Source organism: Neobacillus sp. GCM10027624 (genome assembly GCF_042675345.1).
Classification (GTDB): Bacteria; Bacillota; Bacilli; order Bacillales; family Cytobacillaceae; genus Neobacillus; species Neobacillus cucumis_D.
This window is the reverse complement of sequence record NZ_JBHTHD010000019.1, coordinates 106,878-128,627: the sequence shown is the minus strand read 5'-3', so window position 1 is coordinate 128,627 and position 21,750 is coordinate 106,878. Positions and strand designations below refer to the sequence as shown.

General features: G+C 37.3%; 23 protein-coding genes. 10 read left to right on the top strand and 13 right to left on the bottom strand.

Features of this window, described 5'->3' with window-relative positions; genetic code table 11:
- Positions 1-102: 102 nt before the first annotated feature.
- The 8 genes from ACFQZ9_RS26050 to ACFQZ9_RS26015 form a co-directional block, all read right to left on the bottom strand.
- Positions 103-2,118: an ABC transporter ATP-binding protein gene (locus ACFQZ9_RS26050; protein ID WP_198312818.1), complete on the bottom strand. Its 2,016-nt coding sequence runs from the start codon at positions 2,116-2,118 to the stop codon at positions 103-105.
- Positions 2,115-3,872 (bottom strand): ABC transporter ATP-binding protein, encoded by a 1,758-nt coding sequence (locus tag ACFQZ9_RS26045; protein ID WP_498946324.1) that lies wholly within the window; start codon positions 3,870-3,872, stop codon positions 2,115-2,117. Before ACFQZ9_RS26045 ends, ACFQZ9_RS26050 begins: the two co-directional genes overlap by 4 nt.
- Positions 3,873-4,276: 404 nt before the next feature.
- On the bottom strand, positions 4,277-4,597 hold the full coding sequence (locus ACFQZ9_RS26040; RefSeq protein ID WP_198312820.1) for a YbjQ family protein: 321 nt from the start codon (positions 4,595-4,597) through the stop codon (positions 4,277-4,279).
- A 110-nt stretch (positions 4,598-4,707) separates the two neighbouring features.
- On the bottom strand, positions 4,708-6,690 hold the full coding sequence (locus ACFQZ9_RS26035; protein WP_498946322.1) for a transglycosylase domain-containing protein: 1,983 nt from the start codon (positions 6,688-6,690) through the stop codon (positions 4,708-4,710).
- A gap of 158 nt (positions 6,691-6,848) precedes the next feature.
- The gene (locus tag ACFQZ9_RS26030; protein ID WP_198312822.1) at positions 6,849-7,307 is read right to left on the bottom strand and encodes a helix-turn-helix transcriptional regulator; all 459 of its coding nucleotides are present in this window, start codon (positions 7,305-7,307) and stop codon (positions 6,849-6,851) included.
- 103 nt (positions 7,308-7,410) lie between these two features.
- The gene (locus ACFQZ9_RS26025; RefSeq protein ID WP_498946320.1) at positions 7,411-7,566 is read right to left on the bottom strand and encodes a FeoB-associated Cys-rich membrane protein; all 156 of its coding nucleotides are present in this window, start codon (positions 7,564-7,566) and stop codon (positions 7,411-7,413) included.
- A gap of 21 nt (positions 7,567-7,587) precedes the next feature.
- Positions 7,588-9,591 carry a ferrous iron transporter B gene (gene feoB, locus ACFQZ9_RS26020; RefSeq protein ID WP_498946318.1) on the bottom strand — a complete coding sequence of 668 codons (2,004 nt, stop codon included), beginning with the start codon at positions 9,589-9,591 and terminating at the stop codon, positions 7,588-7,590.
- Positions 9,591-9,815 (bottom strand): FeoA family protein, encoded by a 225-nt coding sequence (locus tag ACFQZ9_RS26015; protein WP_198312825.1) that lies wholly within the window; start codon positions 9,813-9,815, stop codon positions 9,591-9,593. The genes feoB and ACFQZ9_RS26015 overlap by 1 nt, the downstream gene beginning before the upstream one ends.
- A gap of 196 nt (positions 9,816-10,011) precedes the next feature.
- Here ACFQZ9_RS26015 and ACFQZ9_RS26010 point away from each other — a divergent pair, with 196 nt between their 5' ends.
- The 6 genes from ACFQZ9_RS26010 to ACFQZ9_RS25985 all read left to right on the top strand — a co-directional run bounded on the left by ACFQZ9_RS26010 (position 10,012) and on the right by ACFQZ9_RS25985 (position 15,571).
- Complete coding sequence (locus ACFQZ9_RS26010; RefSeq protein ID WP_198312826.1) at positions 10,012-11,142, top strand: histidine kinase N-terminal domain-containing protein; 1,131 nt, start codon at positions 10,012-10,014, stop codon at positions 11,140-11,142.
- 101 nt (positions 11,143-11,243) lie between these two features.
- On the top strand, positions 11,244-11,786 hold the full coding sequence (locus tag ACFQZ9_RS26005) for a GNAT family N-acetyltransferase (RefSeq protein WP_498946315.1): 543 nt from the start codon (positions 11,244-11,246) through the stop codon (positions 11,784-11,786).
- A gap of 180 nt (positions 11,787-11,966) precedes the next feature.
- Positions 11,967-13,274 (top strand): hemolysin family protein, encoded by a 1,308-nt coding sequence (locus ACFQZ9_RS26000; protein ID WP_498946313.1) that lies wholly within the window; start codon positions 11,967-11,969, stop codon positions 13,272-13,274.
- 156 nt (positions 13,275-13,430) lie between these two features.
- A complete protein-coding gene (locus tag ACFQZ9_RS25995) occupies positions 13,431-13,859 on the top strand; it encodes a MerR family transcriptional regulator (RefSeq protein ID WP_198312829.1) in 429 nt (142 codons plus the stop codon).
- A gap of 61 nt (positions 13,860-13,920) precedes the next feature.
- Positions 13,921-15,273: a hemolysin family protein gene (locus ACFQZ9_RS25990; protein WP_198312830.1), complete on the top strand. Its 1,353-nt coding sequence runs from the start codon at positions 13,921-13,923 to the stop codon at positions 15,271-15,273.
- A 112-nt stretch (positions 15,274-15,385) separates the two neighbouring features.
- A complete protein-coding gene (locus ACFQZ9_RS25985) occupies positions 15,386-15,571 on the top strand; it encodes a hypothetical protein (RefSeq protein ID WP_198312831.1) in 186 nt (61 codons plus the stop codon).
- A 59-nt stretch (positions 15,572-15,630) separates the two neighbouring features.
- On the opposite strand, the gene ACFQZ9_RS25980 is transcribed toward ACFQZ9_RS25985, so the two are convergent.
- Together ACFQZ9_RS25980 and ACFQZ9_RS25975 are read right to left on the bottom strand one after the other, a co-directional pair.
- On the bottom strand, positions 15,631-15,966 hold the full coding sequence (locus tag ACFQZ9_RS25980) for a hypothetical protein (protein ID WP_498946310.1): 336 nt from the start codon (positions 15,964-15,966) through the stop codon (positions 15,631-15,633).
- An 87-nt stretch (positions 15,967-16,053) separates the two neighbouring features.
- Complete coding sequence (locus ACFQZ9_RS25975) at positions 16,054-16,311, bottom strand: CGCGG family putative rSAM-modified RiPP protein (protein WP_198312833.1); 258 nt, start codon at positions 16,309-16,311, stop codon at positions 16,054-16,056.
- A 245-nt stretch (positions 16,312-16,556) separates the two neighbouring features.
- On the opposite strand from ACFQZ9_RS25975, the gene ACFQZ9_RS25970 reads away from it, so the two are divergent.
- A complete protein-coding gene (locus ACFQZ9_RS25970) occupies positions 16,557-16,868 on the top strand; it encodes a HesB/YadR/YfhF family protein (protein ID WP_498946308.1) in 312 nt (103 codons plus the stop codon).
- Between the two features lie 52 nt (positions 16,869-16,920).
- Here the strand turns inward: ACFQZ9_RS25970 and ACFQZ9_RS25965 are convergent, their stop codons facing one another.
- Positions 16,921-17,607: a response regulator transcription factor gene (locus ACFQZ9_RS25965; RefSeq protein WP_198312835.1), complete on the bottom strand. Its 687-nt coding sequence runs from the start codon at positions 17,605-17,607 to the stop codon at positions 16,921-16,923.
- 107 nt (positions 17,608-17,714) lie between these two features.
- Here ACFQZ9_RS25965 and ACFQZ9_RS25960 point away from each other — a divergent pair, with 107 nt between their 5' ends.
- The 3 genes from ACFQZ9_RS25960 (at position 17,715) to ACFQZ9_RS25950 (ending at position 20,159) form a co-directional block, all read left to right on the top strand.
- Positions 17,715-18,263: a DUF3939 domain-containing protein gene (locus ACFQZ9_RS25960; protein ID WP_498946307.1), complete on the top strand. Its 549-nt coding sequence runs from the start codon at positions 17,715-17,717 to the stop codon at positions 18,261-18,263.
- A gap of 110 nt (positions 18,264-18,373) precedes the next feature.
- Positions 18,374-19,630 carry a DUF445 domain-containing protein gene (locus tag ACFQZ9_RS25955; protein ID WP_498946305.1) on the top strand — a complete coding sequence of 419 codons (1,257 nt, stop codon included), beginning with the start codon at positions 18,374-18,376 and terminating at the stop codon, positions 19,628-19,630.
- Positions 19,631-19,793: 163 nt separating this feature from the next.
- Positions 19,794-20,159: a cytochrome-c oxidase gene (locus tag ACFQZ9_RS25950; RefSeq protein WP_429741047.1), complete on the top strand. Its 366-nt coding sequence runs from the start codon at positions 19,794-19,796 to the stop codon at positions 20,157-20,159.
- A 74-nt stretch (positions 20,160-20,233) separates the two neighbouring features.
- On the opposite strand, the gene ACFQZ9_RS25945 is transcribed toward ACFQZ9_RS25950, so the two are convergent.
- Together ACFQZ9_RS25945 and ACFQZ9_RS25940 are read right to left on the bottom strand one after the other, a co-directional pair.
- Entirely contained in the window at positions 20,234-20,632 is a 399-nt protein-coding gene (locus ACFQZ9_RS25945) for a FixH family protein (RefSeq protein ID WP_498946303.1), read from the bottom strand.
- 147 nt (positions 20,633-20,779) lie between these two features.
- Positions 20,780-21,700, bottom strand: coding sequence for a LysR family transcriptional regulator (locus ACFQZ9_RS25940; protein ID WP_498946301.1), 921 nt, complete (start codon positions 21,698-21,700; stop codon positions 20,780-20,782).
- Positions 21,701-21,750: the final 50 nt, after the last annotated feature.

The window sequence follows — 21,750 nt, the reverse complement described above, 5'->3', positions numbered from 1 at the left end:
AAGGGCATGAGTCCGGTTGAATACCGAATTCATGCCCAGGAAGCTGCCTAATATTTGTGTCTAACTTTTTGGGTTCAGATCAATTATAGTCCCCTTTAAATCCTATCCAGCAAGCTCTTCTCTACCCTGCTGGAGCTGGTACATTTGATAGTATTTTCCTTTTAACGCCATTAAATCATCATGAGAACCCTGCTCGACAATCTCACCCCGATCTAAAACAAGAATTTGATCCGCATTTCGAATCGTTGAGAGTCGGTGGGCAATGATAAAAGTGGTTCTCCCCTTTTTCAGAACGTCCATCGCTTCTTGAATTAATGCTTCCGTCTCCGTGTCAATACTGGATGTCGCCTCATCTAAAATCAAAATAGCAGGATTAAAGACAAGTGCCCGGGCAAAGGAAATTAACTGACGCTGGCCACTTGATAACGTACTGCCCTTTTCAATGACAGGTTCATCATAGCCCTTATCTAGATTCTTAAACACCATTTCAGCGCCTACATCCTTTAAAGCTTTCTCCACTTTTTCCCGAGAAATCCCCGGGTCATCCAGACTTACATTTGAGGCAATCGTTCCCGTAAATAAATACGGATCCTGCAGAACAATCCCCATATGATTTCGAATCGTTTGCCGCGGAATACTTTCAATATCCTTTCCATCTATAGTAATTTTCCCCTTTTGGCAATCGTAAAATCGAAATAGCAAATTCATAATCGAACTCTTTCCTGACCCCGTATGGCCAACGAGCGCTACCGTTTCTCCGTGATTCGCTTCAAAAGTAATATTCTTAAGGACGTATTCCCCTTCTTTATAACCGAAGGAAATGTGATCAAACTTAACGTTTCCTTTGAACCTTGGGATTCGTTCTGCGCTGACATTTTCCCCCGGCTCATCCATAAGCTTGAATACGCGTTCACCTGCAACCAATGCTTGCTCTAAATTCGCCAATTGGTTCACGATCCCTTGGACAGGCTGGAACAGCCGATTCACATAGTCAACAAACGCATACAGCATACCAAGGGAGATGACGGCAGAAGGTGTCAGTGACTGACCGCCAAAGTACCAAATAAAAGCGACAAACACAAGATTTCGTAAAATCCCCACAAGATTATGGGAAGTGAGTGAATTTAAACTTAACAATTTGTTTTGAAATTTAAAATGCTCCTGATTTAATTTTTCAAAATCAGCTTGCGTATCGTTTTCCCGGTTAAACGCTTGAATAATATTCATTCCCTGAATCGATTCATTAACCATTGCATTAATATCACTATTTCTTGAGCGAATAACCCGATTATATTTCGAGGCATATTTCCGATACACCAACATCCAAGCATATAGAATCGGTAATAATAACAGACAAATTGCAGCAAGCTTTACATTTAAAATAAACAGCGCAATATAGATGCCTGTAATATAAATAGCACTTGTAAAAAAGGTTGCCAATACCGTTACATATAGCTCGCGGATGGCTTCTGTATCATTGGTAATTCGGGCCACGACTTTTCCAGCTGGAAGGTTATCAAAATATTGAATGGGCAGCCGCTGAATATGTCCATACACATCCTCACGCATTTTTTGGATAATGCGGTTGGCTGATTTTTGCAGGAAAAATTTTTCACCATATTGGAAAAGGGCCGATACCACTAATAATCCGAAATAAATAAGAATTAATTGAAAAATCCCCGGAATTTCGGGCTGATAAAAGGCAAGTAATTCACGGCCTTTAATAGTTTCTGCCTTGTAATCTGCCTTTTCATTCCCTTTTTTAATGGTTAGGAGTCCATTCTTAAAACTTCTTTTTCCGTCGAAATCAATCTTTTGTTCGGTAAATACAAATTTTGAACCGATCTGAAGAATACGGACTTGTTTCCCTTTTTCTTCACCTGCCGAAAAATATTTTTCCCGTTTATAATATTTTTCGTGATATTTTACCGCCATTTTTCCTTTAGTTGTTTCATACCAATTTGATTCGATTCCCAATATATGCTGATCAATAATATTCTTTGCAATGAACGGACCTGCTAAATCTGCCGCGACAGAAATCGTCAGCATCAACAGGGCAGCAATAATGATTTTTTTATACGAAAGCGCATATTGGATTAATCTTCTACCTGTAGTCATGCTGACACCTCCTCTTCGGCTTTATTTTCAACTTGCTGGCGAATGAATTGTTCCTTATACCAGCCGTTTTGCTGCATGAGTTGTTCGTGTGTCCCTTCTTCTACGATGCTTCCTTCATCGAGGACAATGATATGATCTGCATGCTGGACAGCTGACATTCGGTGGGTTGTAATAATCGTGGTTTTATCCTGCCTAACATTACGGATATTCTCAATAATTCTTTTCTCCGTTTTGGCATCAACCGCTGATAAGGAATCGTCCAGAATAAGAATTTCCGGTTTTTTAATCAGTGCTCTGGCAATCGAAATTCTTTGCTTCTGCCCCCCTGAAAGAGCAACCCCTTTTTCGCCAACAAGTGTATTTAACCCATCCGGCAGCATTTGCAAATCCTTACGGAAAGCCGCCAGCTCAATCGCTTCCTCTAGATCCATTTCATTTGCCTCTTTATTTCCGAATAGAATATTCTCTTTTACACTTCTAGAAAATAGAACATGATCCTGTGGAACATACCCAATCCAATTACGAACCTGAGCTAAGCTCAATTCTTCTATAGATGTCCCGGAAATGAATAAATCTCCTGTCCCGAGCGGGTATTGCCTTAATAGCTGTTTAATAAAGGTTGTTTTGCCACTGCCGGTCTTTCCGACAATTCCAAGGGTTTGACCCTGGAGCAATTGAAGATTGATATTTTGCAGGTTATTAAATTTCGAAGAAGGGTAACGAAAGTTTACGTCCTTATAATGAAGTGAGTCTGCTGAAAGAATCTCCTTTGGCTGTAAAGGATTTCCTACCTCTTCACGATAAGAAAGTGTCTCATTTACACGGTCAAGTGAAGCATTTCCCCTTTGCATCACATTAATTAACTCACCAATTGCGAACATCGGCCAAATCAGCATTCCAAGATATACATTAAAGGATACAAGGTCCCCCAATGTAATAGCCTGATGGAACACTAAATAGGTTCCATACCCAATCCCTATTAAATAACTGATCCCAACTAAAACCTTGATCGTTGGATCGAATAAGGAATCAATCTTTGCTACTTTAATATTTTTATAAAATACATCTTCGGTTAATTGATGGAACCTTGCAGCATCAGCTTTTTCCTGTACATAGGCACGAATAACCCGGACTCCGGCAACAGATTCGAGGACGCGATCGTTTAATTCTCCAAAGGCATCCTGAGCTTCCATAAAACGGGTGTGTATTCTTTTTCCATAAATCTGCATCAGCACCGCCATTACTGGTAATGGCATAATTGCAGCCAAGGTTAATTTCCAGCTAATGAAAAAGCCCATCGTCAGTAGGAGGGTCAGCATCCAGGCACTAGAATCCACCAAAGTAAGAATCCCGAAACCCGCTGTAATGGAAATGGCCTTTAGGTCATTCGTTGCCCGGGCCATCAGGTCTCCTGTGCGATTTTTCTCATAAAATGCCGGAGTCATTTTTAAAAGATGCCTTATAAACTTGGACCGTAGTTTTCTTTCTACCAGGAAGGCACCGCCGAATAATTGAAATTGCCAAACATAGGTAATTCCATAGGATGAAACCAAAGTCACTAATAGAATTCCTACGTATTGGAAAATTTTATGTTTACTCATTTCGCCGAAATGAATATCATCTATCGCCATTCCAATTAATTTGGGTGGGAGAACATCCAATATACCTACGAATATTAATAGAAAGATTGCTATAGTGTACCTTTTCCTGTTTTCTTTAAAAAACCAACTTAATTTTTTTAACACCGAAAACATCGCTGTATTCCTCCTTTTGATTGTTCATCTATCCGCCATCTAGCTCACCTTTGTAATCTGCAAGTCTAACTCCTCCAAATTTAATCATTCCACTTTCCTCCTATCTTTTTAATAAAAATAAAAAGAGGCATACCGCTGTTGTGCAGTATGCCTCTGATTAAAAAAAGAGACAAAAAAACACACATTACGATCAAAGAAGATACGTAACCTGTGTTGGTTTTATTAATACTTTACCAAAGGAAAGGATTAAATAAAGAACCTTTTCGGACAGGTTACATTATGATATTCATTTTTTACAACCATTTGATTCGATCCATTCATGTTCATTTTGTAACCCTCCTTTTCCTTTTTTTTCTTCCTCTGTTAGATTATCACCAGTTTATTCCAAAGTCAATTCCCATTTTTCAGAATGTTTCAGCCCAGACAGCGGTCCCATAGGCAATTATTTCAGAGGCCCCCTGCATAACAGAACAGGTTTCAAGTCTCATCGCAATGATGGCATTTGCACCCATTTCCTCGGCTTCAATAATCATTCTTTCAATCGCTTTTTGCCTTGCCTCATTTAACATATCTGTATACTCTTTGATTTCGCCGCCAACAATTGTTTTTAATCCTGCCATTAAATCCTTGCCAATATGCTTAGACTGCACGGTGCTTCCCTTTACCAACCCCAATAATTCCTTTATTTCCCATCCAGGTAATGTATCCGTTGTTACAACCATCATCCTGATCACCCCTATCATATTTATATTTTTATTCACCTTCGTCACTAGATATTTTCATCATACATCCAGAAAAATAAAAATAAAAGGTACGGATTGTTCCGCACCTTTGTTTAAAATCCCCAGCCATTTCCTTCCCGGTTATTCCATTTCCTTTTCCACTTTTCCATTTGTTGATTCCATTTTTCTTCCCACTTATTCACGTCATTATTAAACTGCCAGAAAAATTTATTTTCTTCCCGTTTTCTCTCATCAATATAAGTAGAGATATGCGGGACATGAAAACTTTCTGCAGGTGAATTTTTTAGGGCGTCTTTCATGACTTCATGGAAAACAATCGCTGCACCCGTACCGCTTGTTGTAGTTAAATAGTGGCTATTATCTGTTTTATCATAGCCAACCCAAATGGCACCCACGAGTTGTGGTGTGTAGCCTACAAACCATTGGTCCTTGACGCCCGAGATTCCTTTAAGCGGGACTTGAGTGGAACCTGTTTTACCGGCAACTTCTCTTCCCAGTATTTGTGCACCCCCTCCTGAACCTTGTTCCACGACACCTAGAAGCATCGTTGTCATCTGGTCTGTGACCGATTTGGTTGTCACTCTTATCTTTATTTCTTGCCATTGGCCAACAACTTTCCCATCAGCATTAACGATTTTTTTAATGACATGTATTTTTTCCCGATATCCTTTATTGGCAAAAGCCGTATAGGCTTCGGCCATATTCATTGGGGAAACCCCTCTTTCCAATCCCCCAAGAGCGATGGCAAGACTGCGGTCATTTTTTTCTAGTGGGAGGCCAAACCTTTTAATTGAATCAATTCCCTTATCAATTCCGATTTCATTTAATAACCAAACTGCTGGGACATTTTTTGAGTCTTTAACCGCATCATACATCGGTACCTCACCGGCATATTTGAAATCATAATTCTTTGGCTCATAATCACCGAACTTCATTGGTTCATCTTTCAACATATCTGTGACCTTCCAGCCTTCTTCAAGTGCCGGGGTATAAACCGCAATTGGTTTAATTGAAGAACCGGGCTGTGCCTTTAATTGGGAGGCACGGTTATAGCCCCGAAATGTATGTTCCCCTCTTCCGCCAACTAGAGCCCGGACCCCGCCCGTCTTCGGGTCGACTAAAACACCTCCGCTTTGCAAGAGAGGATCATGACCATTCGGAAATAAAGCATCATTTTGATAGGCTTTTTCCATTGCCATTTGCATAGCTGGGTCAAGTTCTGTATAAATTTGATATCCTTCTGTTAATAATTCATCCTGTGAGAGGCCATAAACCTTAATTGCTTCATCTACTACCTGATCCACATAGTAAGGATATTTTCCTCGAAAAGGATCGCTGCCCTTATCATTCAAAACAACCTTTTCTGTTTTCGCTTGCACAAATTGGCGATTCGAAAGATATCCCTGTTTTTTCATTTCATATAAAACAAGATTTCGTCTTTTTTTTGCTTTTTCCATGTGCTCATAGGGGTTTAATGCAGAAGGGGCCCGAATTAATCCCGCAAGTAAGGCCGACTCGCTGATGGTAAGGTCCTTTACATTCTTAGCAAAATATTTAGCCGCTGCCTGTTTAATTCCCCACGCTCCATCTCCAAAATAAATTTTGTTTAAGTACATTTGAAGGATTTCCTGTTTGGAATATTCTCTCTCAATCTTAAGTGCTAAGAAAACTTCCTCTATTTTTCGCTTTAATGTTTTTTGTGAGGTGAGTAACGTATTTTTTGTTAATTGCTGTGTGATGGTACTGCCGCCTTCTACTAGCCCGCCCGCTTTTAAATCACGGACCAATGCCCTAGAAGTACCGATAAAATCAACGCCATGATGCTGATAGAATCGATGGTCCTCTATGGCCACTACCGCGTTTTTCATCGATTCGGGAATTTGCTTAATCGAAATCCCTTCATTTTTATTGGCCGATATTTTACTTGCTACCTGGTTATTTTGATCAAAAAAAACAGTTGGTTGAGGAAGTTCATCCTTCAGTGCCGATATATCAACATCCTTTGCATAAAAATGTAAAAGTCCAAAAAAACCAAGGACAATCGTAGAAACTGATAAAACTGTCACTTGGCTCATATGCCATCTCTTCCAATTTTTCCAAATATCATGAATTTTCATTATGGGCTCCTTGATATAAAAAATACCAAAATAGGCATCAGTTTCTTTTACCCAGATAGTAAGAAAATTACTCATTGAATTAAAAAAGACGGGGGGATCCCGTCTTTAAACTTGTCTTATTCATCGTTTTTTGTTAATTCCTTAAAACGTTTTCTTGAGAGCTTTTCATCAAAACTGCTAAAGATTCGATAATTCTTTGAATCCAATATTCGAAAGTGCTTACTAAGAATATTTTGCTGCAGAATAAATTCATTTTTCTTTGTAACGACCCGCCACCAAATACGGCCGCCTAAAGTTTTCATTTTTCGGTAATCAATTCCTTCTCGCGCTACCGTCTCAAGAACCTCAAGCGGTTCGTTCCCGAATAAAAATTGAACTGTTTCCGTTTCCCTAAATAGTGCGCAGATGGCTACTACTGTTGACCAGTTGGCTAGAACTCTTCCTTTTTCAATTTGTACAAGTGTTTTCTTGGACACACCAATTATTTCAGCCATTTTGTCCTGAGTATACCCCGCTTCCGTACGGATCAAACGGAGTTTTTCAGAAACTAGTTTTATAATATCTTCCCTGGTCACTTGAAACCCTTCCTTCGGTGGATTCTAGTGTAATTTTACACAAGATTTCTTACTTTTAAAAGTAAAAAACTGCTATCATTTTTCCATAGCAGTTTTTTAAAATTTATTTAACTTCCGGAGGGATTCCGCATCCACTTGAACACGATTTTCGAAGATCACATACGGCGCATTTTCCCTTTTTCGATTTATTGATAAATTTGACTAACGCCCAAGAGGCATATCCAAATATTGCTACACCAATGACGATACTGGCAATCATATTTTCCACCCCTACATAAGTTTATACAAGTCCGAATAACTTTCCACCCTGATAAACGATGATCGCTAACACATAGGCAATGGTTAAGGCATAAACCATTGAGAAAGCCGTCCATTTCTTAGAGCCTGTTTCTTTAAAGATTGTAGCGACAGTTGCTAAACATGGAATATACAACAGGATAAACACCATAAAACTAAAAGCGGAGAGCGGCGTGAAATAATTTGCTAACAATCCTTGTAAGGTAGCATTTTCAGGAACAAAATAGATAATATTCATGGTTGAGATAATCGCTTCTTTTGCCAGGAATCCTGTAATTAACGATGCAGCCGCCTGCCATGTTCCAAATCCAAGTGGACTTAATATGGGAGCAATGACATTTCCGATTGCCGCTAAAAAACTATCATCCATATCGACCTTTAATCCGCTTGGACCTGCATAAGATAAAAGCCAAATAAAAACAGAACCTGCAAAAATAAACGTACCTGCTTTCCGAACAAATCCCTTTCCTTTATCCCAAGTACTCCTCCATAAGGATTGAAATTGAGGAAGCCGATAAGGCGGAAGCTCTATAACGAATAACGAAGTTTCCGATTTTAATATCGTTGAAGAAAACAGCTTCGCTAAAATTAGTGCCACGACAATCCCAAGAACATAGAGGCTAAGAACAATCAATGCCTTATTCCCAACAAAAAAGCCGCCAACAAATAACGCATAAACAGGTAACCGTGCAGAGCAGGACATTAACGGTGTCAGTAAAATCGTTAATAGTCTCTCTCTTGGTGTTTCAATCGTTCTCGCTGCCATAATTCCCGGTACATTGCAGCCAAATCCAATCATCATCGGGATAAAAGCTTTACCGTTTAATCCAACAGACTCCATAATCCGATCCATAACCAGGGCAACACGCGCCATATACCCGGAGTCTTCCAACAAAGATATAAAGAAAAATAATATAAAAATTTGCGGAACAAACACAAGAACTCCGCCAACACCGGCCACTAACCCTTGCAAAATCAAATCCTGAATAAAAGTGGATGCATGAATAAGGTTTAATACCCTTTCAATTCCGACCGTAACCGGTCCTGTTATCAAGGCATCCAGCCCATCCGATAAAGGTGTACCGAGCCAATCAAACGTCAACATAAACATGCAGTACATAAGCAGTAAAAAGATTGGCATTCCTAAAAAACGATTGGTGACAATCATATCAATTTTCTCGGAAAGTGGAACATGTGCCTCATTTTTATTAACAGAAGACGAAATAATTTTCTCAATTACTTCTTTTCTTTTTAAATAAATATAGTTTGGAAGTGATTTTACATCGAGATCTTGTAGAAGCTGTGTTTCCACATTCGCCAAAATCTCCTGCAGCCTTTTTGGACTAACTAGTTGTGATAAATAGGTTGTTATATATTCATTTCCTTCCAACCATTGCAAAGCAAGCCATCGTGGTGAATGTTCTGTTTTACCTGTAATTTCAGCAGTCAGCTCATGTATAGCTGTTTCAATTACCTTACCGTAAAAAACTAGATTTTTTTGGGGTGGATGGACGGATTCTGTTCCAATCACTTCAACCAGACGGTCGCACCCCTTCCCACTTCTTGCTACTACAGGAACAACAGGTACTCCGAGAATTTCTGAAAGCTTGTGTACGTCTATTTGGATGCCGCGATTTTTTGCAACATCAATCATATTTAGACCAATAAGTGCAGGTTTTTCAAATTCAAGCAATTGAAGCGTTAGATGTAAATTCCGATCTAATTGTGAGGCATCTAAAATATTAAGCAAACGATCCACTGGTTCGTTTAGAAAGAATGAGGTAACTACCCCTTCATCCTTTGAGAGAGGATTTAATGTATAAACACCAGGTAAATCTATTAATCTGCCAATATTATTTTTAAAAACCCCTACTTTTTTTTCAACCGTTACACCGCTCCAGTTCCCTACATACTCATAGGATCCTGTTAGATTATTAAACAATGAAGTTTTCCCCGTATTGGGGTTACCAATAAGAGCGATTTCCATTATAATTTTTCCACCTCAATCTGATTGGCTTCCTTGCGGCGAATCCCAATACACTGTCCGCAGGATTCAATCATTATAGGTCCTCCGAACGGCATTACGCATTTGACACAAACTTCAGAGCCTTCTGTAATGCCTAAGTCAAGCAAGCGTCTTTGAACAAGGTGACCAACATGTGATACATCAATAATTTTTCCTCTATCCCCTGCTTTTAACAAACTAAACATGTTTATCACCCTTTTATATATGTTAATTGAGAATGATTATCTTTATAGATAAGATTATTTTATCACTAAAATCAGCCTATCTGCATTAAAAAAATGTGACAATAGTTTGAAAAAAATTTTCAATCTTTTTCAAAAAGGAGTTTTCCCCTTAATCAGCGAATTAGTTGGTATTAAGACCTTAGGGGGAAAGTTTAGCATGTTATCTGAAGTAAAGTCAGATCTACTCGCTTTTTTTGTTAAAAACAAAGATTGTTTGATAGAAGAATGGGAAAAGTTAATTATTATTTCAAATGGGGACCCCTATAAGATGAAGATTCGTGCGAATGGGGAAGCACTGTTTAATGTAATTATTAATATAAACGAACTGACTGAAGAAGAGCTTATCGAAAAAATTCATAAGCTGGCCATTGAAGTTTCCGAGGAAAGAGTAAATGCAGATGTCAACATTGGAGATTTTGTCTACAATGTGAACCTTGGCAGGTCGGTTTTGTATAGTTATTTAGGAAAGACAGGCTTGGAATGGCCGGATTTACAGGAATCCATAAATAAAATCAATTTTTGCTTCGATAAGTTTATTTTCTTTGCCGCTTCCCATTATTCAGAGGCAAAAAATCAAATTATCGAAGAAAAGACAAGGTTTATTGATTCCACCCACCAAGACCGTTTGACCCTCCTTGGACAAATGACATCCAGCTTTATTCACGAATTTCGAAACCCGCTTACATCCATTCAAGGGTTTATTCAATTATTAAAGGCTGATTTTCCAAATATGCGTTATTTAGATATTATCTCCAGCGAGTTAGATCAGCTTAATTTCCGGATTTCCCAATTCCTTCTTTTATCGAAAAAGGAGATTATCGGGAAAGATAAGGAATATTTTAAGCTAAATAAATTAATTGAAGATGTTTTAAATTTTCTTTATCCAAGTATTCTTGACAGTAAAGTCAAAATTAAAAATGATTTACGTGAGGATTTAACCTTAATTGGATATTCGGATGAAATTAGGCAGGTATTCATCAATATTATCTTTAATGCGATTGATGTCCTCAATCATCATCGTCATTCTCAGCCAACGATTTCAATCAGTAGTTCAGTAGAAGATCAACAGTTTGTTAAAGTGACCATCTCCAATAACGGGCCCATGATACCGGCTGAACTGCAAAAGACCATTTTTGAACCTTTCTTTACCACTAAAACGCTTGGAACAGGACTTGGCCTATTTGTATGTAAGGAAATCATTGAGAAACATAAAGGAAACCTGGCTTGTTATTCCTCACCTGAAATAACCACCTTTTCCATTACCTTGCCTATTAATGTAGAAAATTAAATATACAAGTTTGTTAAATCCCAGTTTGTGCACTGGGATTTTTTTATATCCCAAATTTTCTTTCCTGCATATGATGTACTAAAAAATCAGGAGAAGAAGACATGTTTACATTAAAGGTAGATCATGAAATTGAGCTTCAATTATTTCAGCCTCATCATTCATTAAAGCTGTTTCAGTTAGTGGAAGAAAACCGAGAACATTTAAGGGAATGGCTGCCGTGGGTGGATAGCATGACATCTCCCTTTCAATTTGAACAAATCATCCCCATCTGGCTCCAGCAATTTGCTGAAAATAATGGCCTATATGCCGGAATTCTCTATAAGGGTGAACTGGTTGGCTCTATTGGTCTACAGCAAATCGATTGGCATAATCGTTTTACAAGTATTGGTTATTATTTATCTAAAAACGCAGAAGGATATGGTATCATTACTCGCACAGTCCGTGCAATCTTAAATTATGCCTTTTTTCAATTAGGTTTAAATCGGGTTGAAATCCGCTGCGGCATAAAAAACACAAAAAGCCGCGCGATTCCTGAAAGACTTGGATTCGTAAAAGAAGGAATCATCAGAGATGGAGAGCAATTATACGGACGTTTCCATGATCTCTTTGTTTATAGTAAGCTTGCCCGTGAATGGGCGGGATAACTTTGACAAACAGCTGTCAAAATGGCAGTTGTTCTTTTATTTGCCCTTAAAACCTTTTTTTGAAATAATATAGATAAGGTTTCTTGACCATTGTCAAGTAGAAAATGTAATTAGAGGATATAATGTATACACAGAGTAAATTGTAAGTGAGGTGGCTGCCTTACCAATGTAAGGTGTTCAATGGTTTGGATAAATGTATTAATTATAGCAATGCTCATTGCTTTCACAGCATTTTTTGTTTCTTCGGAATTTGCCATGATTAATGTTCGGACTACAAGAATCGATCAATTGATTTCTGAGGGAAAAAAAGAAGCAGAACTTGCCAAAAAAGTGATTACAAATTTGGATGGATATTTATCTGCAACCCAAGTTGGAATCACCATCACATCATTAATCTTAGGCTGGCTGGGGGAGCCAACCATTCGAAAAATTTTAGATCCCATTTTTGATCAGATTGAATTACCTTTTTCCTTTAAACAGGTCATATCTTTTATTATCGCCTTTCTCATCATTACTTTTTTTAATGTAGTAATTGGTGAATTGGCACCAAAAACAATTGCCATTCAAAAATCAGAAGATATTATCTTACTTTTTGCCCCCCTTCTCATTTGGTTTTACCGGCTGATGTATCCTTTTATTTGGATTCTAAATCGTTCCGCACGTTTGGTAAGCGGACTCTTTGGGATAAAACCTGTATCTGAGAATGACATGGTACTTTCGGAAGAGGAACTACGGATGATTCTTTCACAGAGCTATGAAAGCGGTGAAATTAATCAGTCGGAATATCGGTATGTTAATAAAATTTTTGAATTTGACAATCGAATTGCGAAAGAAATCATGGTTCCGCGAACAGAGATTATCGCACTGTCAAAGGATGCAACCATGAAAGAGATTATTGAGACAGTAAGGGAAGAAAAATATACCCGATATCCCGTAATTGACGGAGATAAGGACAATATCTACGGGATTGTGAATATTAAAGAGGTTTTGGTGGATTGCATCCAACAAAAATGCAATGAACAGGAACCCTTAAAGACCTATTTAAAACCCGTTATTCATGTGATTGAAACCATTCCCATCCAAGAATTATTAGTGAAACTGCAAAAAAGTCAATCCCACATGGCGATTTTATCGGATGAATATGGAGGAACAGCAGGCATTGTGACGGTTGAAGATATCCTTGAAGAAATTGTTGGAGAGATTCGTGATGAATTCGATATCGATGAACTTCCTTTGGTCCAGAAAAAAGCCGAAGACCATTTTATTTTAGATGGAAAGGTTCTTATTAGTGAAGTAAATGATTTATTAGGGACAACGCTTGAAGAAGAGGATGTTGATACCATCGGCGGCTGGTTTTTAACCCAAAAGTTTGATGTACATAAAGGAGATTCCATTGAAAAGGATGGATTCATTTTCAAAATAAATGAAATCGAGGGTCATCATATCCTTTATATTGATGTAACAAAGACAAAAGCGCCTTCTGAATAGGAGGCGTAATCGTCATGTAAATTATTTGAATATTTCGATTTAACTGTTCATATATTCTACACTTTACCATAAAATGATAATATCAACCCGTTTTGCAACCGAAACGTTTGACTGTATGGTTTAATTTATTTATAATTATTGTTAATTTTAAAATAATTGAGGTGGTATGATGGGGCTGTCTATCGTATCGGGGAACTAGCTGAAAGAGCGAATGTATCTAAAAGAACCATTGACTATTATACATCGATTGGCCTTTTAAGTGCTCAACGTTCTAAATCCAATTACCGTATATATACCGAAGATTCATTACAGGATTTACAGTTTATCGAGGAATGTAAGAGTTTGCATTTTCCATTAGACGAGATTAGAAGAAAGCTAGATATTAAGAAAGAGAAAATCATTGATTCAGAAGTTGAGAAATACCTTAAGTCCGTCACACAGCAAATGAAACAACTTCACAATGATTTATTTGACCTTCTTCCCCTCTTGGAAAAATTGGATGACGGACAAAGAGAAAAATTAACCAATAATCTTAGTTTATTAAGAACAACATTATTGAAATCTCTTTTGAATGTAACAAATTAATTTTTGTATAAAATTGGGAGGTGACTCCTTACTCGTCTAAAAACGAGCTAAGGGAATTTATTTGGACATATTTAACTTGGTTATTATAGCCATTTTAATTGCTTTGACAGCTTTTTTTGTAGCTTCGGAGTTTGCGATTGTTAAAATTCGAAGCACAAGAATCGATCAGTTGATAGAAGAAGGTAATTCAAGGGCAATTTCAGCCAAAAAGGTAATATCAAATCTTGATGAATATTTATCAGCATGCCAATTGGGTATTACCATTACCGCCCTCGGTTTAGGATGGCTTGGTGAATCAACGATTGAAAGAATACTGCGCCCATTATTCCTTGGATTGCATGTTCCTGAAAGCGTCACCCATGTACTGTCAATCGGTATTGCATTTGCAGCCATTACCTTTTTACATGTTGTAATCGGAGAGCTTGCACCGAAAACATTAGCGATTCAAAAAGCTGAAATGATTACGCTGGTTACATCACGTCCGCTTATCCTGTTTTATAAGGTGATGTTTCCTGTCATTTGGGCCTTAAATGGATCAGCTCGAGTAACAGCCCGCCTTTTCGGTTTAAAACCTGTCTCTGAAACTGAGATTGCTCACACGGAGGAAGAGCTCCGAATTATCTTATCTGAAAGCTACAAAAGTGGTGAAATTAACCAATCTGAGTTTAAGTATGTAAATAAAATTTTTGAATTTGATAATCGGATTGCAAAGGAAATTATGGTTCCGAGGACTGAAATTGTTTCTTTGTCCAAGGACGATACTTTAGAAACGTTTCTACAGGTCTTACGGGAAGAAAAATTCACCAGGTATCCAATTATTGATGGGGATAAAGACCATATTATAGGACTTGTGAATATTAAAGAAATGACAACAGATTTGATTGGAAACGAAAAACCTTCCTCTCAAACATTGGAACACTTTATTCGTCCGATCATTCGAGTAATCGAGACCATTCCTATTCATGATTTACTTGTAAAAATGCAAAAAGATCGGATGCATATGGCCATTCTTATGGATGAATACGGTGGAACCTCCGGACTTGTGACCGTTGAAGATATCCTTGAAGAAATTGTTGGCGAAATACGCGATGAAACAGATATGGACGAAATTCCGATGATCCGTAAAATTAATGAGAATCATTATATTATAGATTCAAAGGTGTTAGTCAGCGAGGTAAATGACTTGCTAGGTGTCGAAATTGTAGATGAAGATGTAGATACCATCGGCGGCTGGATTCTCACTGAAAACTACGATGCAAAAGAAGGCGACATCGTCCTTCATGAATCCTATACCTTTAAAATTCTTGATATGGAAGAACACCATATTAAATATGTTGAAGTAACGAAAAATGCGAGTGAAGGCGAACAAACTGTTCAAAAAATCGCATTATCCAAATCTGAGGTACTATCTTAGAAAACCTGCAAAACAGACCATAGTTCAAATGGTCTGTTTTTTTGTTTATGTGTATTCGACTAGTCCCCCTTTTTGAACTCAAGCATATTCTACTCATAAGGAGGGGATGAAAATGAAGGATTTAGCAATTTTATTTTTAGTTTCTATTTTAGCTGGTTATGCGTTGGTTCATTTACCGGCAGTATCATTCTTAGCTGGCCTTACACCATTCTTCGATATCGTTGGTGCACTTGCTATGCTGGTATTTGCTCTCGCAATCCTATATTTAGGTGTAAAAGCATTATTTAAAAGAATGTAACCGAATACACCAAACAGACAGGAAAAAGATCAGATTATCTGCAATCTGATCTTTTTCAATTATTTTTCTTTTAACATAATAATTTCTTCCTCAGCTTTCGCAATTTTAATCAAATGCGAATCCAGCCGGCGGTTAATGTAATGAATTTCTTCCGTGTTTTCCTGCTTTTTCTCCACTTTTTCTAATACTGTACCTTGTAACTCTTCGATGCGCTGAAGCGAGTCCTTTATATCTGAAAGGTCAATTTGGTTTACCGCTACCCGATGTTCAATGCTGTCTACCTTTTCTAATCTTGATAGTCTCTGTTCAATATTTTCTAAGGTTGTATTAAATGTATGGATTAATGTTTTAATATCATTCATGTTTTCCGTTAATTTCTCAAGCTTTTGTTCCATTGTCAAAAACCCCTTTTATTAAAGTAACCCCATTTTATCATCATTTTTACTATTAATATGTTACAATAACAGCAACAATCAACACTGTTAAATTTTCCAAACCCTTAGTACATATCCCCCGCATCCACATTGGTCAATAAATTTTATTTTCACTTTATTGGAGTACACCTTTTCTAGTAGGGGCTGCAAATAATCAACAGGGTTCCCGAACGCTTCTGACGTAACAAGATTAACAAAACAGCCCTCCTTTGTATCCTCCACTGCCTGTAAGGCATCTTTAAGAATCAAATCAATATCCTCCTCATATTCATCATGCTCAAGGTCCTTCGTCCAATCTTTATCCATATTCAAAACCTCCATTGAAAAAAATTGATATCTTATTTTAATTAAAACAGTTATTTAAAACAGAGTTGTTGCTCTATTTCACATATTTGAACTTTTTAAAACAAAAATTTGAACATTTTTTAAAAAATATCCAGTTAAACAATGTACGTGCCTAATATCACAGGCAATATTCAAAAAAAATTATATTCTTTCAATAGAGGTTAAAAAATTGGATCTACAAACTAAGAAAAGGTTGGTGCAAAAATATGTTCATAACAATTGATGAAAAAGCTGCCTCTTGGTTTACTAAGGAATTCGAGATGAACAAACCATTCAGTATTCGGATGTTTCCTCAATATGCCGGCTTTGGTCAGAAGCATAAAGGATATAGCCTTGCCTTTTCAGCTGAAATACCGGCAAATGCAGGATATTCAAAAGAGGTTAATGGGATTACTTTTTTTATCGAAGGAAATGACGTTTGGTTTTTTGAAGATACTCAGACCCTTTTATCAGTAGATGACCGTCTAGAAGAACTGCAAGTAAGCTTCAGAGAACAGAACAATTTGATGGTGAATTAATCTTCTTATAGAAAAGGTATCCATGAATTTTCACGGATACCTTTTGTTTAAACTAATTAGTGTTTTCATCAAATTTATAGCCCACACCCCAAATGGTGTGAATAAACGGCTGTTCCTCTGTGCCAATTTTCTTTCTTAATCGTTTCACATGAACATCCACCGTACGTTCATCCCCATAATATTGATAACCCCAGACTTTATCTAATAATTGTTCACGCGAAAAAACCTGGCGGGGATTTTGGATAAAGAAAAATAATAAATCAAATTCTTTCGGTGTTAGACTTGTAACTTTTTCGCCATTTAAGATTGCTTCCCTTGTTTCCTTACTTATCTTGAAATGTTCTGTTTCTAGGTACGGACTTTCATGGATGCTAATATCCTGTTTGAACCTTCTAGAGACTGCTTTTATTCTTGCCATTAAGGTAAGCGGACTAAAAGGTTTGGTAACATAATCATCAGCCCCCATTTCCAATCCCAATACCTGATCGGATTCTGTATCCTTTGCCGTTAAAAGGATGATCGGGACATTGCTTACCTCTCTAATTTTCTTGCAAAGACTTACCCCATCCATTCCAGGGAGCATCCAATCAAGAATGAGTAAATCCCAATCGCCTGCGCGGAAGCGGTCGTACCCTTCCAGACCATTATGTACAAATTCCCCTTTATAGCCTTCCTTCATAAAAAACATCTCAATCATACTGCATACACTCTCGTTATCTTCTACCACTAGTATCTTCATTTGAGATCACCTGCCTTAAAAAAATCGCTTATATCCAATTTACTGAAAAAATCATTTGAAGGCTATAACAATTTTTAAACTATAATATACTATAGAGGGGTGATAAGATGAAATTATTAATCTTTATTGTTGGAATCCTTATATTTATCGGGATTATTGGATTTATTAAGAGTTTGACCGGCAAAAAACAGGCGAAAACTCTAAGAGATAATGATATTACCCAATTCCCATCTATTGATGTAACGCTTGAGGAAATCCGTCAGGCTGTGAGAAAGTTTTCTGATCAATTACCGAAAGGTGTTTACCGGACCATACTTGTTCGTGATGACCACAGTATCGATCATAAACACATCGCCCCTATTTTGGGAGGAACTCCTTCAAGAAATGTTTATATGTCCAAGGAAACCTATGATTTATTTGAAGAAAGCGAAAAACATATCCCACCAGTGATGGATCTTGTTCAAAAAGCTGTTGATCAATATGTAAAAGAACATAAAGAATATCCAATGCTAAAGTTTGACGCTGAGCGGCGGGTTAATTATTATCAATTACTTGAGCACCACTATCTGAAAGAGATTCCGGACATACAATTCTATATCACGAAACTGGACGGCTTGATTACACATGTAAAACCGGAATCAGGCAGCTCCTCTTAATAATAAGAGGAGTTTTTCGGCTTTTTATGCTTGAAAATTGCATTTTATAGCTTTATTGAGATAATAGCTTTAGAAGACAATATTTAGGTTAAAGATGAAGGAGTTATAAAATGTTCACACGCAAGAAAAAATCACAGCGGTTAGCAACCATATCACTTATTATAATGGCAGTTGGTTTTGTGGCGACCATTCCATTACAATCTTCGATTTGGGGCATGCTGCTCCAAGGCGGCTTCGAAGCGGGATTAGTGGGCGGTCTTGCCGACTGGTTTGCTGTTACCGCCCTTTTTCGGCACCCATTAGGGATTCCGATCCCACATACAGCATTACTGCCGAAAAACAGGAAAAGAATTATCGCCGCAATAATCTCCATGCTTGAAAATGACTGGCTGACAAAGGAAAGTATTCGTAAAAAAGTTGCCGTCATTCCCTTCATGGAAAAACTAGTAGGCATTGCCGAAAGAGAACTGGAAACAGCTCCAGCTCGAAAGAATATCATTAATGGGATTCACTATTTAATTGAAAAAGTGAAGGTCGAAAAAATAGCGCCTCTGGTGGAAAAAGAAGTTAAACTGCTGATAAACCGTTTGGATATGGGAGTCTACCTTCCGGTTATCATCGATGAATTAACAAAACGAAAATATGATGAAAAAGCTCTTGATTATATTTTAAATGAAGTTGATGAATGGGCCGGAAAAGATACCACAAAGGACCGCTTGGGGAGAATGGCAGTTGAGGCAATCGAAAATATTAAAGCTGATGGTTTTATGCAATTTGCATTAAAGTCGTTTAGTAATCTGGTTAATGAAGAAAAGTTGGGTAATATCATTCAAAACCTTATTCAAAAAGGCGTAGATAGTTTTCGGGATCCTTATAATCAAAATCGAGTCACACTCCTAATGTCATTAAACGATAAACTGCAAAATATCAAAAGCGATGAAAATTTGATAGCTGAACTAAATAATTTAAAGGAAAAACTAGTATCGGGATGGGAGCCGGAAGAAAAGATTGTTTCTTTTCTTCAACAATTTAAGCAAAAGGCAATCGATTTTATTCATGACCCCAGCTTTTTTAATACGTACCTTTTACCGTTTATAACCCATTTATTAAATGATTTTAAATCAAATCAAGAAAAAATCGAACAAGCAGAAAACTGGATTAGGAAACAAATTTCCATCTTCGTTGATAAAAATCATTCAAAAATCGGGAAACTAGTTGAAGAAAACCTTGAAAAATTAGATGATAAAACGCTGATTAACATGATTGAAACAAATGTAGGTAAAGATCTGCAATGGATTCGCGTAAATGGAGCGGTTTGCGGATTCTTAATTGGGCTTATTTTAGTTAGCTTGAGAATGCTTTTTTAATTTGAAATGCTGCCTTGAACCAAAAGGCAGCTTTTTTATTTGGGGATAAATTTTACCTATAAAAAAATCAATTTTGTCCATGACATTTGTCAGTTCTTTTTCGAATTTTTAAGTCATATTTACTACTGTAGTCATTATTTTTAAGTAAAAAGGGGGATGAAGAATGGGGATTAAGTTTATCAAAATCTCTGTTGTGTATTTTGTCATTGGGGTTTGCATTGGAATGTATATGTCCATGACGGAAAAGTTTGACTTCACACCTGTTCACGTCCACATTAATTTACTCGGATGGATGTCAATGGCATTAGCGGGTCTTATTTATGTTGCCTTTCCAGCTGCAGCAGAAACGACATTGGCAAAAGTCCACTTTTGGCTTCATAATATCAGCCTGCCGATTATGATGATTGGTCTTGCCTTCTTGGTTTCGGGCACAACAGCAGCGGCTCCTGCAGTAGCAACCGGGGGTACGTTAATGGTATTAGGGATTATCCTCTTCGCCATCAATATTTTAAAAAATCTTAGAAAGTAATAATGAACTAATTTAATTTTCCTGATTATAAAAAAGGGCTCCGGTTCCAATTTACCGGCAGCCCTTTTGAAATTTTATTTTTCCACTGTAAATTTTTGATTTGGCATGGTATGCATATCTCTTGCCGTTACATGAGCGGTAACATAGTATTGTCCCTCGTCCTTGAAGGTTTTTGTAATCGAGTAGATCCCTTTCCCTTCATTACTGGCCTTAATCATCTCATGTTTGTCCTGACCTGACTTCCAAATTTCAAATTTTACTTCATCCGCATCTGATACTTTATCTTTCCCTTGTGTGACAACCGCTTCTATTTTTGCTTTTTCATTTGTAGTTATATTTTCCGGAACAAACTTGATAGCAACCTCTACCACCTGCGGTGGCTCGTTACTGTTATTGGTATTAGACCCACTTTGATTCGAACAGCCCGCAAGCAGCCCTAATAATAGTGCTAATCCAATGATTATTTTTTTCATGATAATCTCCCTTTTAAAACATTTTGCCTATCTCACTAAAAGCTTACCACTATTTCGGTATGAAACAAAACGATTTATCTCACTTTAATTGAACCTATTATATATAGCATGGATAAACAACCGCAGAGTGCCAAACCTACGCTTACTTTACATTTCCTTCGGCATAGATTTTTCTAATGCTAATTTTAAAAAATCAATATATATTAGAACCTCTTCTGACAAAAACACATTTTTTCGTTTCACCAAGCCCACTTGAATCAGATTGCCTCCTTCCAAAGGAATAGAGATAATATTGGAGTTCATGTAATTATTCACGATAAAGCCTGTTCCTAAATTGTAGCTATCTGTATTTGATAGGAGATTATTCATTGCCCCTCTATCCTTGAGATAGACTAGTTTCCCGATATTGTCTACATTCAGGGCTTCTTCAGCAAAATGTAGCAACATATCGTCCTGCTGATAGGTCAGAAAAGGATAGTCCCTTAACTGTTCCAAGGTAATGCTTTTGAGATGAGCCAGAGGGTGCTCTTTTCGTAGAAACACATGCTGTTTCAATGAAGCAAGGGGAGTAAACGTAAGTAACTTTGAGGTAAAATAACGCTCAAAAAAATGTTTATTTAATTCGGTCAGAGATAAGATTCCAAGAATACTCCTGCTTGCATACACATCATCAATCACATCAGTTGTCTTACCCTCTCGAATCGCCAGCTCATAATTCCGCTCGGCAAAATAATCCATTAAATTTGCAACAGCCTCTATAGCGAAACCATAATGTTGAGATGAAATAGAAAACTTTGTTAAGTTTATTGTTTTCTCTTTGTTAAAATGATGGACAACAGACTCCATTTGTTCGAGAAGCTTTTTTGCGTAAAATAATAACTCTGTGCCCTCTTTTGTGAAGACAACGCCTTTATTCGTTCTATCAAGAATGGTAATCCCTAACTCTGTTTCGAGTTCACGCACTGCTTTGCTGATACTCGGCTGTGTTACGAAAAGTGCAGAAGCAGCTTGACTAATAGAATTATGCTTGGCAATCTCCACAATGTATCGAAGTTGTTGGGGTGACATGTACTCACCTTACCTTAACTGATTTTGTTGGATCTTTTGCTATAACTTTA